This is a genomic window from Caballeronia sordidicola (genome assembly GCF_002220365.1).
GTDB lineage: Bacteria > Pseudomonadota > Gammaproteobacteria > Burkholderiales > Burkholderiaceae > Caballeronia > Caballeronia sordidicola_C.
Genome location: NZ_MTHB01000275.1, coordinates 71,506 through 84,438, shown reverse-complemented (window position 1 = coordinate 84,438; position 12,933 = coordinate 71,506). Strand labels below are relative to the sequence as shown.

Sequence of the window (12,933 nt, the reverse complement as noted above, 5' to 3'; positions counted from 1 at the left end):
ATTTATTGTAAAAGCGAGGCAAGGGGATTCAGGACGGCCGACACCGCGACATACCCGGCGCTCACCAGCGGCCCGAGCCAGAAACGCGTCAAAGTGCCGGTCATGACAAGCGCCATCACGATGAAAAAACCATAAGGTTCAAGCCGCGACAGCATGATCGACGCGCGCACGGGCAGCAGCGCCATCAGTACGCGTCCACCGTCGAGCGGCGGCAAGGGAAAAAGATTGAGCACGCCGAGCACAAGGTTCACGCCAACGCCGGCCGCAGCCATGCGCGTAAAAAACGGTTCGCTGACGTTAAACGATGCCAGCAGCACCGCGACCACACCCCAGATGAGCGCCTGGACGAAATTGCTGGCCGGTCCGGCAGCCGCAACCCACAAGCTGCCCCAGCGCGGATTACGCAGGTTGCCGAAAGCGACCGGCACCGGCTTCGCATAACCGAACATGAACGCGCCGCTGGTGACGAAATAAAGGATCAGCGGAATAGCGAGCGTGCCGACGGGGTCAATGTGGCGCATTGGATTGAGCGACACGCGGCCAAGCACGTAAGCTGTGTTGTCACCCAGCAGGCGGGCCGCATAACCATGGGCGGCCTCATGCAGCGTGATCGCGAAGATCACGGGGAGCGCGTAGACCGCAATGGTTTGTATCAGGGAGGAATCCATAGCTCGCTATTGTATCAAGCAGTTGTGGCGCCACTCGTTGGCGGACGGTTTGGCGTTCGCCCAGGGGCGATGGGGCGCGAGCGTCGAGACAATGAGTTCGCGCCCGGCGCTATTCGCCTGAACGCAACCTCACTGCCTACTCACTGCCTATTGTGTCATCGTGCGGGGTTTTCAGGCGTTTTCAGCGGTAAGGCCGAATGGCTCCAGACTGCCTCGGCCGGGTCGCACCAGCACAGGTTCATCTCCGGTCAGGTCAATCACGGTGGAAGGTTCCATCGCGCATGCCCCGGCGTCGATGACCAGGTCGATCTGTTTTTCCAGCCGCTGGCGAATCTCTTCGGCGTCGTTGAGTGGATGGGTGTCGGGCGGCAGGATCAGCGTCGAGCCGAGCAACGGCTGACCCAGCGCTTCGAGCAACGCGAGCGTGATCGCGTGATTCGGCACGCGCAGGCCGATCGTCTTTCGCGATGGGTGCGACAGGCGCCGGGGCACTTCCTTCGTCGCCTGCAGCACGAACACATAGGGGCCGGGCGTAACCGATTTAATCAGACGATAGTTACGGTTATCGACAACCGCAAAATTCGACAATTCCGATAAGTCGCGTACCAGCAGCGAGAGCAGTTGTTTCTCGTCAAGTCCGCGAATGCGGCGGATTCGTTCAACGGCGTTCTTGTCGTCGAGATGACACGCGAGCGCGTAGCTGGAATCGGTCGGCAACGCGACAATGCCGCCGTCGTTGATGATCTGTACCGCCTGGTTGATCAGGCGCGGCTGCGGATTGTCAGGATGAATTCGAAAGAATTGAGACATGACCAGATGACGTAGATGGGTTGTCCAGAGTTGCCTGCAAGCCGGCGCTGAACCGCCTGGCGCACACGTTGCATTTTTATGTATTGCGCATCGGGCATGCCGCCCGCGGCTTCACACCGGATTCAAGCTGCGGGATTCAAGCTCCGTCCAAGCCGAATATCAGCTAAAAAGCGCCGGGCGGCTCCCATGTGAACACGCGAGAATACCCGCAAATGCATGACGTTGCGCGACAAACAGAAGTGGATGCACGCAAGGAACGTGCGCAGCGTTTAAAGCGTCTCAACGCGCGGCCGGACTATGAACCGGCGCGAGCCCCCCGTTTAAACCAGGCATTCCCACACGGGCTTGAGATCGGCAGGAAGTGGCGGCAACTGGCCGAGATCAATACGCCCCTCGCCTGCCGCATGGAAATCCGAACCGCGCGATGCGAGAAAGCCGTAGCGCCGGGCGACTTCCGCATATTCGCGATACTGGTCCGGCGTATGGCTACCGGTCACGACTTCAATTGCGCGGCCGCCGAGCTGGATGAATTCATCGAAAAACGCGGCGAATTCGACCTGCGAGAAATCATAACGACCCGGATGCGCAACGACCGCTTCGCCGCCCGCCGCCTTGATCCACTTGATGGCGTCGGCCAGTTTGGACCAGCGATGACCGACATAACCCGGCTTGCCGTCGCCGAGATATTTCGAGAAGACGTCCGAGGTTGATTCCGCGTAGCCTTTTTCGACCAGATAGCGTGCGAAATGCGTACGCGAGATCATGGCGGGATCATTCACATAGTGCAGCGCGCCTTCGTAGGCGTCCGGGATGCCGATGTCAGCGAGTGCTTCGCCTATCGCCTCACCGCGCGCCTGGCGGCCGCTGCGCGTGGCTGCCAGGCCGTCGATCAGCGCCTGGTTTTCAGCATCCACGTTCAGCCCGACGATATGCACCGTCCGCCCCGCCCACGTCACCGAAATCTCCACCCCGCCCAGATACCCCATGCCGAGCGCTTGCGCAGCTTGCCGCGCCTCGCGCTGGCCGCCAAGCTGATCGTGGTCGGTGAGCGCCCACAGCGTCACACCGCCCGCGTGAGCCCGCGCGGCAACCTCGGCTGGAGCGAGTTGGCCGTCAGAAACGGTGGAGTGGCAATGCAGGTCGGCGTTCATCATGGAATGTCTTGAAATTATTAGTCATTCTACTGCAACGCGTCAAACAGGTTCTAGCGCCGACCGATCGTTCGATTGCACGATGCGCACCCCCGGGTTCAAGCGCAAAACGCCTCGATCAGCGCCGCCACCCGTTCAGGCTGGTCGTGATGAAGCATATGGCCGGCGTTGTCGACGATCTCCTCGCGCCAGTCGCTGAAAGCCTTGAAACGCTGCTTGAATTCGTCGATTGGAACATCGCCGGCGATCATCGCGAGGGTGGGCGAAGCCAGCGCTTCGACGTGCAGGACTTTCGCCTGAACCTTCGACCAGACGGCCATCACTTCGTCCAGCCGGTACAGCAACGGTCCGCGCATTTTGTGCGCGGGATCGGCGAGCAGATGAAAACGGCCGCTATCGTCGGGCTCAGCCCAGTGCTGGGCCAAGAACCGTGCTTTCGCCAGTGGCAGGCGCGAATTCGTGCGAATCAGCCGCTGGGCGACATCATCGAGCGTGGCGTACGTGTTGAGCGTGGGCGGAGCGCGCAAATCGTCCAGCCATTGCCCGAGCCGCGAGGGCGAACGCTCCGCTCGGGCGGCTGCCATGCCGAATCCCTCGAGATCGACCACCCGCCTCACCCGCTCCGGCCGCACGCCCGCGTACAGGCAAACAACGTTCGCGCCCATGCTGTGGCCGACCAGGTTCACCGGCTCTGCGCGCAGCGACCCGGACGCGTAGTGGTCAAGCAGCGCATCCAGATCCGCCAGATAGTCCTGAAACCAGTAATGGCCGCTCTTGCCCCGCGCGACGGGCCAGTCCGACAAGCCAAACCCCCGCGCATCAGGCGCGATCACCTGCCAGTCGTCGGCGAGAGCATCGACGACAAATTGAAACGATGCCGAAATATCCATCCACCCATGCAGCATGAACAGTATGGGCGCGCCGGGCGATCCCCATCGGCGCACGTGCAACCGCGTGCCACGCGTGGTGACGAATTCAGAAACAGGCGTTTTGAGAGGGGTCATCGGGAAATCGGGGAATTTTGAACGGAATCTATGTCGTCCAGACCCGCGAGCGCGCGTAATTCGGCTTCGTCGAAACCGGCGTCGCGGCGCGCTTCGAAGTTGAACGGACCGCGTAGCTTGGGCGCGTGATATTGCTCGGCGAGTTGCGCGTAGGCGGCATGCGGATCGGCCCCGGACTCGCTGCACAGGTGCCGGAACCAATGATTGCCAATCAGCACGTGGCCGATTTCATCATGGAGAATCACGTCGAGAATGGCCGCCGATGCGTGATCGCCCGCTTGCGCGAGGCGGCGGCGAATGGGCGGGGAAGCGTCCAGTCCGCGCGCCTCCAGCGTGCGCGGCACGAGCGCCATCCGTGCAAGCACGTCGCCACGCGTGCGTTGCGCCATCTCCCAAAGGCCGTCGTGCGCGGGAAAATCGCCGTATTGATGACCGAATTCCGCCAGACGCGTGCTCAGCAATGAAAAGTGGCGCGACTCCTCGGCGGCGACCTTGAACCAGTCGCGATAAAACGCGTCGGGCATTGAAGGGAAACGCCAGACGGCATCGAGCGCCAGGTTGATCGCGTTGAACTCGATATGCGCCAGCGCGTGCAGCAACACCGCACGCCCCGCGTCCGACTGCATGCTGCGGCGTTTCAGCGATGACGGCGCGACCAGTTCCGGCGTCGCCGGGCGGCCGGGAAGATCGAGTGGATCGGGAATGTGAGCTGTGGTGTCGAGCGTGGTCTCCCCCGACAGCAACCGCTCGTAGAACCGCTGGGCAGCGCTTGCCTTGGTGGCAGGATCGCGCTCCCGGAGTAACGCGAGCGCGGTCGGACGGACGCTGGTAGAGGCGCAATAATCGAGCTGTTCGGACATGATTGCGGGGTACTTTCGGTTACTTATGCGGTGCTTATAAACGGTAATGGCTGATGGGCGACGCCGCAGGGCGCGTCGTCGCCCGGGCGGCCCGGTTCAGAACCCGTCGATCAGGCCTGTAAAAAGCAGGAGCGCACGTCGCCTTGGCGCAACCGGCTAAAATAGCACTTTCCGCGGAAGATTTTTGGTTTGAGGCGCGCTCGGGCCGCAGTCTATAGCATCGGCAATACTGGCCTGGATTCGCTTGAGATTGAAATCTCGACCGATTTCGTCCAATTGGACCAGCCACACCCGCGCTCTCCGGCGGGTCGGCCAGTCCGCGCATCATGGCTCAAGTCAAGCCCTCATAGGAGACATAGTGGCAATCTATAAGCTCGGCGGTGCTGCCCCGACCATCCACGAAAGCGTATTTGTCGCTGATACGGCGACCATCATCGGCCGTGTGACGCTGGAAGAAAACTCAAGCGTCTGGTTCGGCGCCGCCCTGCGCGGCGACAACGAGCCCATCGTGCTCGGCCGGGGCAGCAATATCCAGGAAGGTGCGGTGCTGCATACCGACCCCGGTTATCCGCTGACCATTGAAGCCAACGTGACGATCGGCCATCAGGCCATGCTGCACGGCTGCACGATCAAGGAAGGTGCACTGATCGGAATTCAGGCCGTGGTCTTGAATGGAGCGGTAATCGGCCGCAACTGCCTGGTTGGCGCGGGCGCCGTGGTGACCGAAGGTAAAACCTTCCCAGACAATACCCTGATCCTCGGTGCACCCGCGAAAGCCGTGCGCGAGCTCACGGAAGCGGATATTGCCCAGATGCAGGCGGGGACGCGTGGTTACGCGGACCGCCGCGAATTTTACAAGGCGCAACTCGTGCGGATCGGCTGAACGCCGGTCGACACGCATTACGCCGTCGATCAAAGGACCCAAGCGTGGTTAACGACCAGCTGCAAAAATTCATGTTCAACGCGGCGCCGGTGCGCGGCGAGATTGTCTCGCTGCGTGACACCTGGCAGGAAGTGCTCACGCGCCGCTCGTACCCCACGCCCGTGCGCAACGTGCTCGGCGAAATGATGGCGGCGTGCGCCTTGCTGTCGGCGAATCTCAAGTTCGACGGCACGCTCATCATGCAGATTTACGGCGACGGGCCGGTGACGATGCTTGTCGTGCAGTGCAATTCCGACTTGTCGCTCCGGGCAACCGCCAAGCTGGCTGAATCCATTGAAGGCGCGAGCGAAGCACCCGTGCCAATCACGGACGACATGACGCTCCCCGACCTGCTCAACCGCAACGGCCAGGGCCGCTGCGTGATCACGCTCGATCCGCGCGACAAGAAGCCCGGGCAGCAGGCTTATCAGGGAATCGTACCGTTGAGCGGCGAGCATGGGCCGCTCGCGTCAATGGCAGAAGTGCTTGAACACTATATGCACCACTCGGAACAGCTCGATACGCGCATGTGGCTTGCCGCGAACACCGAGCGTGCCGTAGGCATGCTGCTGCAAAAGCTCCCCGGCGATGGCGGTATCGTTCCGCATCCAGGCGAACACGACGCCGATACATGGCAGCGCGTATGCCATCTCGGCGGCACGCTATCGAACGAAGAGTTGCTGAAGGAAGAACCGGAAGTGGTGTTCAAGCGGCTCTTCTGGCAGGAAAACGTACAGCATTTCGAGCCGGCGCAAGCGCGTTTCGAATGCACGTGTTCGCGCGAGAAAGTAGGCGGGATGCTCAAGATGCTGGGGCGCGGCGAAGTGGACAGCGTGGTTGAAGAACGCGGCAGCGTGGAGGTGCACTGCGAGTTCTGCAACCAGCGCTACGAGTTCGATCCCGTGGACGTGGCACAACTTTTTGTGGCTGGAGAACTCTCACAAGGTGTGAGTCCGGCGCCAGATCAACGGCACTGAAATCAACTGCGCTCTCTGTAACAAGAGGTCGCAGGAGGGCTCGCTGCTGTCCCGCGGCGTGGCATGATCCGTTTTCGCTTAGTGTCCGGCCCGCTGGAGGTCGAAATGAAACCCTTGGGATGGTTATCGAAGAAACTGACTGTAGCGTTGTCCGCCGCGACACTGCTCACTCTCAGCGGCTGCATGATGGACCCGCCTGGGCCCTCGCCTATTTATAGCCGCTTGCCGGCCGCGCAGAATCAGGCGCCGCAGCCACTTTCGCAGGCCGAGCAGCAGCGCTATAACCAGATTGACCGGCAAGTGCTGGCTGAGCAGCAGCAGGCAATGGCTGCAGAGGCGGCCGCCCAAGCCTACTCGCAGTACTATCGCCCGCCGGTTACCGTGTACGGCGGATATTCGAGCGGTGGCTGGGGTAACCGCTGGGGAACGGGCTTTGGCTACGGATACCCGGGATATTATTGGTAGCGCCTTGAGCCCACGTGGTTAGCGGCGCCGCGGCAGCGCCCAAGAAAAAAGCTGTTTCAACTCACGTTGAAACAGCTTTTTCTACATCCTTTGCGAGTCGATTATTGCGATTGCTTCGATTCACGAACCTGCGCTAACCGCCCTGTTTCTTCTTGGCCGCGTCCATCTTATCCTTCGTCGCTTGCCGTTCGAATGCCCTGCGCTCCTCCTTCGAACGCGATACCGGATTAGGCACTACGCGCAGCGGCGCGGCGGACACTTGCCCGCGCGTGGAGGCACTCGATTGCGCGTTGACCGAGTTGGCGGGAGCCGGCGAATTCGGCGAGACAAACTGCACGAAGACCTCGCTGTCCTTCATCATCCCCATCTCGTAACGCGCACGTTCTTCAACGGCCGATGTGCCGTTCTGCAAGTCCGCCACTTCACCCTGCACGCGTTCGTTACGCAGTTTCAGGTCGGCGTTTTTCTTTGTCTGGTTGACTAGTTGCTGCTGCAGTTCGTGGACACGTAACCAGCCGCCGTGTCCCCACCACAGCGGATACTGGATCATCGCCAGCAGCAGGATCAGAACAAAGGTGACAATCCGCATTTAAGAGGCGAGAAAAACGCTAGCACTGCAACTGTATTTGGCGCTGCCCCGGATTCAAAAGAACACGAGGCAGCGGACTGAATAAATCGGCGACCGTCCGGACTATCTAACGTCCCAATCCAGCCGAAGCTTTAGCGCAGATTGTAAAACGCGGATTTACCCGGATAACTCGCGATATCGCCGAGATCTTCTTCAATGCGCAGCAACTGGTTGTACTTCGATACCCGGTCACTACGCGACAACGAACCCGTCTTGATCTGGCCAGCATTCAAACCAACAGCAATATCCGCAATCGTCGAATCTTCCGTTTCGCCCGAACGATGCGAGATGACCGCAGTGTAACCCGCGCGCTTCGCCATTTCGATTGCTGCAAAGGTTTCCGTCAACGTACCGATCTGGTTGATCTTGATCAGGATCGAATTGGCGATGCCCTTGTCGATGCCTTCCTTCAGGATGCGCGTGTTCGTCACGAAGAGGTCGTCACCTACGAGCTGGATCTTCTTGCCGAGTTTATCGGTGAGAATCTTCCAGCCGTCCCAGTCGCTTTCGTGCATGCCGTCTTCGATCGAAACGATCGGGAATTTATCGGCGAGTGTGGCGAGGTAATCCGTGAATTCCGCCGACGACAACTGCAAACCCTCACCTGCGAGCTGATATTTGCCGTCGTGGTAGAACTCGCTTGCCGCGCAGTCCAGGGCAAGCAGGACGTCTTCGCCCGCACGGTAACCCGCCTTTTCGATCGCCTGGACAATGGTGGACAGGCACTCGTCGTTGCTGCCGAAGTTCGGCGCAAAACCGCCTTCGTCACCCACGGCCGTGCTCATACCGCGATCGCTCAGGATTTTCTTCAGCGCGTGGAACACTTCGGCGCCGCAACGCAGTGCTTCGCGGAAGGTCGGCTGGCTGACCGGGACAATCATGAACTCCTGGATGTCCAGGCTGTTGTTCGCGTGCGCGCCGCCGTTCACGATGTTCATCATGGGAACAGGCAATTGCATGGCGCCCGAGCCGCCGAAGTAGCGATACAGCGGCAAGCCGGCTTCTTCAGCTGCAGCCTTCGCCACGGCCATTGACACAGCCAGCATGGCGTTCGCGCCCAGGCGCGACTTGTTGTCGGTGCCGTCGAGTTCGAGCAGGGTCTTGTCAAGAAAGGCTTGTTCCGACGCATCGAGGCCCATGATGGCTTCGGAGATCTCGGTATTGATGTGTTCGACTGCCTTCAGCACGCCCTTGCCGCCGTAGCGGCCGGCTTCGCCGTCGCGCAATTCGATCGCTTCGCGCGATCCGGTGGATGCGCCCGACGGCACCGCGGCGCGGCCCATCGTGCCCGACTCCAGCAGGACGTCACATTCGACGGTGGGATTGCCTCGCGAGTCGAGAATCTCGCGACCGATGATATCTACGATAGCACTCATGGTTTCCTCAAGAAATGACGGTGAATCAGGTCAGACAGCAGGTCGGTTTTTAACATCCCGCCGGTGCGCGAACGCCCGGCTTGAGAGGCCTTCTACGACCATCATGTTCAGTTCTGCTGCGCCCGCTCGCACGTGGCGCGCCGCTTCGTATTGAGCGGAGTGATTCCATCTTTTGGCCGTCTCGAAGTCAGCGAATGGTGTCAGCGAAATCAAGTACGACCGATGGCGGGCTCGCGGATCCTTCAAACGCCTCGCTCCGTCCGCTGCGCACCAGAAACTTACCACCGTATGCTTCAATCGCGTGCATCGATAACGGCTGATAGGCGGTGAATTTATCGGGGTCAGTAGGATTCGCGCATGGAGACTTAACCCTTCGCCATGACACGCCCCTGCCGATACGTCGCGGATGGAAGCTTAAGCGAACGCCTGCGCTGAAATACAGGCAGCGTCCGCAGCGTCCTTAACTGAAATCGTCCTCGAGAAACGGCCCGCGCTTCACGGCCCGATCTAGCGCAACGAGTGTCTCCAGCAGTGCTTCCATTCTGTGCAGCGGTACGGCGTTCGGCCCGTCGGACTTCGCGTTCGCCGGGTCCGGATGCGTCTCCATGAACACGCCCGCAACGCCTGTTGCAATCGCGGCGCGTGCCAGCACCGGGACAAACTCGCGCTGACCGCCGGAACTCGTGCCCTGCCCGCCCGGCAACTGGACGGAATGCGTGGCATCGAAGACGACGGGTGCGTTGGTTTCCCGCATGATCGCGAGCGAGCGCATGTCCGAAACCAGATTGTTATAACCAAATGACACGCCGCGTTCGCACGCCATGAAACGGTCGTCGGACAAGCCGGCTTCGCGGGCAGCATCGCGGGCTTTATCGATCACGTTCTTCATGTCGTGCGGCGCGAGAAACTGGCCCTTCTTGATGTTGACCGGCTTCCCCGAACGCGCGCACGCGTGGATGAAGTCAGTTTGGCGGCACAGGAACGCGGGCGTTTGCAGCACGTCCACAACCGACGCAACTGCTTCAATCTCATGCTCAGAATGAACATCAGTGAGAACCGGCAGGCCGAGTTGCTTCTTCACTTCGCCGAGAATTCGCAGGCCTTCGTCCATGCCTAGCCCGCGGAACGACTTGCCGGAACTACGATTGGCCTTGTCGTACGACGATTTGTAGATGAACGGCACGCCGACTTTCGCGCAAATTTCCTTGAGGCGGCCGGCCACGTCGATGGTCATTTGCTCCGACTCGACCACGCACGTACCCGCGATCAGGAAAAACGGCTGGTCGAGACCCACTTCGAAATCACACAGCTTCATGCTTGCGCTCCGACGGAAACCGCCACGGCCGGTGCGGGTGCGTGTTCAGCAGCAGTGCCCGCCTGCCCGTTCGCCTTCAGCGCCAGATGATGCGCGCGAGCCGCTTCGACGAATTCCTTGAACAACGGATGGCCATCGCGTGGCGACGATGTGAATTCCGGATGGAACTGCACGCCGACGAACCACGGATGCATGGCTTCCGGCAGCTCCATCATTTCCGGCAGATCTTCACTTGGCGTGCGCGCGCTGATCACCAGGCCGCCCGCTTCCAGTTGCGGCACGAAGCGGTTGTTCACTTCATACCGGTGCCTATGGCGCTCGTTCACATCCGTACCGTAGATGCGTGCTGCCATGGTGCCCGGCTTGATCGGACATTTTTGTGAACCCAGGCGCATCGTGCCGCCCAAATCCGATTCTTCCGTACGCTTTTCAACGCGGCCTGCGCGGTCATACCATTCGGTAATGAGCGCAACAACCGGGTTGGTCGTCGACGAATCGAATTCCGTGCTGTTCGCATCCGACAGGCCGGCAACGTCGCGAGCGAATTCGATCACCGCGAGCTGCATGCCGAGGCAAATGCCCAGGTACGGCGTCTTCGATTCACGTGCGTAACGAATCGCCTTGATCTTGCCTTCTGTCCCACGCGCACCGAAACCACCCGGCACGAGCACGGCGTCGAGATGCTTCAGACCGGCTACGCCGTCTGTTTCGATCTGCTCGGAATCGATGTACTCGATGTTGACCTTCGTCGACGTATGAATGGACGCGTGCTTGAGCGCCTCGATCAGCGACTTGTACGACTCGGTCAGTTCCACATACTTGCCGACCATACCGATAGTGACTTCGTTCTGCGGGTTCTCAAGCTTCTTGACGAGCCCGGCCCACATGCTGAGGTCGGCGGGTTTCGCCGTGAGCTTGAGCTCTTCGCAAATGATGTTGTCCAAGCCCTGGTCGTGCAACATCTGTGGAATCTTGTAGATGCTGTCCACGTCCCACACTGAAATGACCGCGTCTTCAGGCACATTGGAGAACAGCGAAATCTTCGCGCGTTCGTCGCCGGGAATCGGACGATCCGCACGGCACAGCAGCACGTGCGGCGAGATACCGATTTCGCGCAGTTTCTGCACGCTATGCTGCGTGGGCTTCGTCTTGAGCTCACCCGCCGTCGCGATGTACGGCACAAGCGTCAGGTGCACGAAACACGCGCTGTTACGGCCGAGCCGCAGACTCATCTGGCGAGCGGCTTCCAGGAACGGCAGCGATTCGATGTCACCCACCGTCCCGCCAATTTCGACGATTGCCACGTCAGGCTCGCCGCACGTGGCCGCGGCCGCGCCACGTTGCAGGAACGCCTGGATTTCGTTGGTGATATGCGGAATGACCTGAACCGTCTTGCCAAGATATTCGCCTCGGCGTTCCTTGCGGATCACCGACTCGTAGATCTGACCGGTCGTGAAGTTATTGGCCTTGCGCATCTTCGTGCTGATGAAGCGCTCGTAATGGCCTAAGTCGAGGTCCGTTTCCGCACCGTCTTCCGTCACGAACACTTCCCCGTGCTGAAACGGGCTCATCGTGCCGGGGTCGACGTTGATGTAGGGATCGAGCTTTAAGAGGGTGACTTTCAGACCGCGCGATTCGAGGATCGCTGCGAGGGAAGCGGCGGCAATACCCTTGCCGAGGGAAGACACTACGCCGCCGGTGACGAATACATATTTGGTCATCGCTAGGTGCTCGCGGGAAAAACGGATTATACCCGAAAGGCGCCCCATAACCCAGAGCGGGAGGGGCCCGATTTACCGCGAGCGGCGAGTTTCGATCGCGCGTTTATTGGCGGCCTGAATGGGGTTTAAAGGCGTCCCGCCGTGGTATGCGCTACTGATATGCGTTACGCCCGTAGCCCATTAAGCGTGCGCTGCAACGCGCGCGCTGTTTCCACCGGGTGTTCCATTGGGAACAAATGACTGCCCTCGATCCATTCGAAATGCCCGCCCACAATACGCCGCGTCATATCCAGCCCCACGTGGCGGACTTCCTTCGAATGCGTCCCCGCAAGAAATCCGACCGGCACCGGCACGCCATGCGCGACCCGCGCACCCAGGGTGCGTGGCAACGTCTTGTAGATGCGGAATTCCACCTCGCGGTCGAAAGCGAGCTTGCGCTGGCGGTTACGGGCGCCGGCCGCTTCATCGATACCGCCGATGCCGCCTTCGATGCCGCCTCCGTTACCCGCCGCCGGAATCGCGAAGTCGATGTAATCCGACAGCATCCGCTCGTCCCAGCGGGCGAATGCGGATTTCACGTGAAAGTGACGCCACGCATCTTCACGGCTCGCCCAGTGCGTGCGTCGATTTTTAGTGGCGGCGGCAGGCGAGAGCCGAGTGTCGAGCCCCGTCCACTGCGATAAACGTAGCACACTGCTGCGCCAGCCGGCGATCACCGGCGAATCCAGCATCACGACGCCCTTCACCCATTGGGGCCGCTTGAGTGCCGCCATCAGCGAGAGATAACCACCCAGCGAATGCCCGACCAGCCACACTTTCGCATCGGCTGGACGTCTGGCGTCGATGTCTTCGAGCAGTTGATCCACCAGATGCGGCCAGTCGCGCGTAACGGGAAAACGCGGATCGTGACCAAACCGTTCGACGGCGCGAATCTCATAGTCGTCGGCGAGTTCGGCGAAGATCGTCCGGTATGTCGATGCCGGAAACCCGTTCGCGTGCGAAAAATGCAGGATGTCTTTCAAGCGGCGTGCCCTCC

Annotated in this window: 15 protein-coding genes; 3 read left to right on the top strand and 12 right to left on the bottom strand. The window is 60.6% G+C overall.

Annotation, left to right across the window (positions count from 1 at the left end):
* Positions 1-2: 2 nt before the first annotated feature.
* The 5 genes from BSU04_RS39510 to BSU04_RS39490 all read right to left on the bottom strand — a co-directional run bounded on the left by BSU04_RS39510 (position 3) and on the right by BSU04_RS39490 (position 4,493).
* Complete coding sequence (locus tag BSU04_RS39510; protein ID WP_031363922.1) at positions 3-668, bottom strand: site-2 protease family protein; 666 nt, start codon at positions 666-668, stop codon at positions 3-5.
* A gap of 171 nt (positions 669-839) precedes the next feature.
* Positions 840-1,478 (bottom strand): L-threonylcarbamoyladenylate synthase, encoded by a 639-nt coding sequence (locus BSU04_RS39505; RefSeq protein ID WP_089165643.1) that lies wholly within the window; start codon positions 1,476-1,478, stop codon positions 840-842.
* A gap of 320 nt (positions 1,479-1,798) precedes the next feature.
* A complete protein-coding gene (locus BSU04_RS39500) occupies positions 1,799-2,629 on the bottom strand; it encodes a 3',5'-nucleoside bisphosphate phosphatase (RefSeq protein ID WP_089165698.1) in 831 nt (276 codons plus the stop codon).
* A 98-nt stretch (positions 2,630-2,727) separates the two neighbouring features.
* A complete protein-coding gene (locus BSU04_RS39495; RefSeq protein WP_089165642.1) occupies positions 2,728-3,633 on the bottom strand; it encodes an alpha/beta fold hydrolase in 906 nt (301 codons plus the stop codon).
* Positions 3,630-4,493 carry a ferritin-like domain-containing protein gene (locus BSU04_RS39490; RefSeq protein ID WP_089165641.1) on the bottom strand — a complete coding sequence of 288 codons (864 nt, stop codon included), beginning with the start codon at positions 4,491-4,493 and terminating at the stop codon, positions 3,630-3,632. Before BSU04_RS39490 ends, BSU04_RS39495 begins: the two co-directional genes overlap by 4 nt.
* Positions 4,494-4,851: 358 nt before the next feature.
* Between BSU04_RS39490 and BSU04_RS39485 the strand changes: the two genes are divergently transcribed.
* From BSU04_RS39485 to BSU04_RS39475, 3 genes are all read left to right on the top strand, one after another.
* Positions 4,852-5,376, top strand: coding sequence for a gamma carbonic anhydrase family protein (locus BSU04_RS39485; protein WP_089165640.1), 525 nt, complete (start codon positions 4,852-4,854; stop codon positions 5,374-5,376).
* Between the two features lie 44 nt (positions 5,377-5,420).
* A complete protein-coding gene (hslO, locus tag BSU04_RS39480) occupies positions 5,421-6,392 on the top strand; it encodes an Hsp33 family molecular chaperone HslO (protein ID WP_256983812.1) in 972 nt (323 codons plus the stop codon).
* 105 nt (positions 6,393-6,497) lie between these two features.
* Positions 6,498-6,857, top strand: a complete 360-nt coding sequence (locus BSU04_RS39475) for a hypothetical protein (RefSeq protein WP_089165696.1) — start codon at positions 6,498-6,500, stop codon at positions 6,855-6,857.
* Between the two features lie 133 nt (positions 6,858-6,990).
* On the opposite strand, the gene ftsB is transcribed toward BSU04_RS39475, so the two are convergent.
* From ftsB to BSU04_RS39445, 7 genes are all read right to left on the bottom strand, one after another.
* Positions 6,991-7,446, bottom strand: coding sequence for a cell division protein FtsB (gene ftsB, locus BSU04_RS39470; protein WP_089165639.1), 456 nt, complete (start codon positions 7,444-7,446; stop codon positions 6,991-6,993).
* A 131-nt stretch (positions 7,447-7,577) separates the two neighbouring features.
* Positions 7,578-8,861, bottom strand: a complete 1,284-nt coding sequence (gene eno / locus BSU04_RS39465) for a phosphopyruvate hydratase (RefSeq protein ID WP_031363913.1) — start codon at positions 8,859-8,861, stop codon at positions 7,578-7,580.
* Between the two features lie 30 nt (positions 8,862-8,891).
* Positions 8,892-9,074, bottom strand: coding sequence for a DUF1330 domain-containing protein (locus BSU04_RS49050; RefSeq protein WP_373452919.1), 183 nt, complete (start codon positions 9,072-9,074; stop codon positions 8,892-8,894).
* On the bottom strand, positions 9,049-9,246 hold the full coding sequence (locus BSU04_RS49045) for a DUF1330 domain-containing protein (RefSeq protein WP_179258599.1): 198 nt from the start codon (positions 9,244-9,246) through the stop codon (positions 9,049-9,051). The genes BSU04_RS49050 and BSU04_RS49045 overlap by 26 nt, the downstream gene beginning before the upstream one ends.
* 75 nt (positions 9,247-9,321) lie before the next feature.
* Positions 9,322-10,176: a 3-deoxy-8-phosphooctulonate synthase gene (kdsA, locus tag BSU04_RS39455; protein ID WP_047896479.1), complete on the bottom strand. Its 855-nt coding sequence runs from the start codon at positions 10,174-10,176 to the stop codon at positions 9,322-9,324.
* Positions 10,173-11,897, bottom strand: a complete 1,725-nt coding sequence (locus BSU04_RS39450) for a CTP synthase (RefSeq protein ID WP_089165637.1) — start codon at positions 11,895-11,897, stop codon at positions 10,173-10,175. The genes kdsA and BSU04_RS39450 overlap by 4 nt, the downstream gene beginning before the upstream one ends.
* Before the next feature lie 164 nt (positions 11,898-12,061).
* Positions 12,062-12,919, bottom strand: a complete 858-nt coding sequence (locus tag BSU04_RS39445) for an alpha/beta fold hydrolase (protein ID WP_089165636.1) — start codon at positions 12,917-12,919, stop codon at positions 12,062-12,064.
* Positions 12,920-12,933: the final 14 nt, after the last annotated feature.

Bases quoted from the DNA above. Each gene is read 5' to 3' on its own strand.
- BSU04_RS39510 (WP_031363922.1), bottom strand. From the start codon at position 668: ATGGATTCCTCCCTGATACAAACCATTGCGGTCTACGCGCTCCCCGTG.
- BSU04_RS39505 (WP_089165643.1), bottom strand. From the start codon at position 1,478: ATGTCTCAATTCTTTCGAATTCATCCTGACAATCCGCAGCCGCGCCTG.
- BSU04_RS39500 (WP_089165698.1), bottom strand. From the start codon at position 2,629: ATGAACGCCGACCTGCATTGCCACTCCACCGTTTCTGACGGCCAACTC.
- BSU04_RS39495 (WP_089165642.1), bottom strand. From the start codon at position 3,633: ATGACCCCTCTCAAAACGCCTGTTTCTGAATTCGTCACCACGCGTGGC.
- BSU04_RS39490 (WP_089165641.1), bottom strand. From the start codon at position 4,493: ATGTCCGAACAGCTCGATTATTGCGCCTCTACCAGCGTCCGTCCGACC.
- BSU04_RS39475 (WP_089165696.1), top strand. From the start codon at position 6,498: ATGAAACCCTTGGGATGGTTATCGAAGAAACTGACTGTAGCGTTGTCC.
- ftsB (WP_089165639.1), bottom strand. From the start codon at position 7,446: ATGCGGATTGTCACCTTTGTTCTGATCCTGCTGCTGGCGATGATCCAG.
- eno (WP_031363913.1), bottom strand. From the start codon at position 8,861: ATGAGTGCTATCGTAGATATCATCGGTCGCGAGATTCTCGACTCGCGA.
- kdsA (WP_047896479.1), bottom strand. From the start codon at position 10,176: ATGAAGCTGTGTGATTTCGAAGTGGGTCTCGACCAGCCGTTTTTCCTG.
- BSU04_RS39450 (WP_089165637.1), bottom strand. From the start codon at position 11,897: ATGACCAAATATGTATTCGTCACCGGCGGCGTAGTGTCTTCCCTCGGC.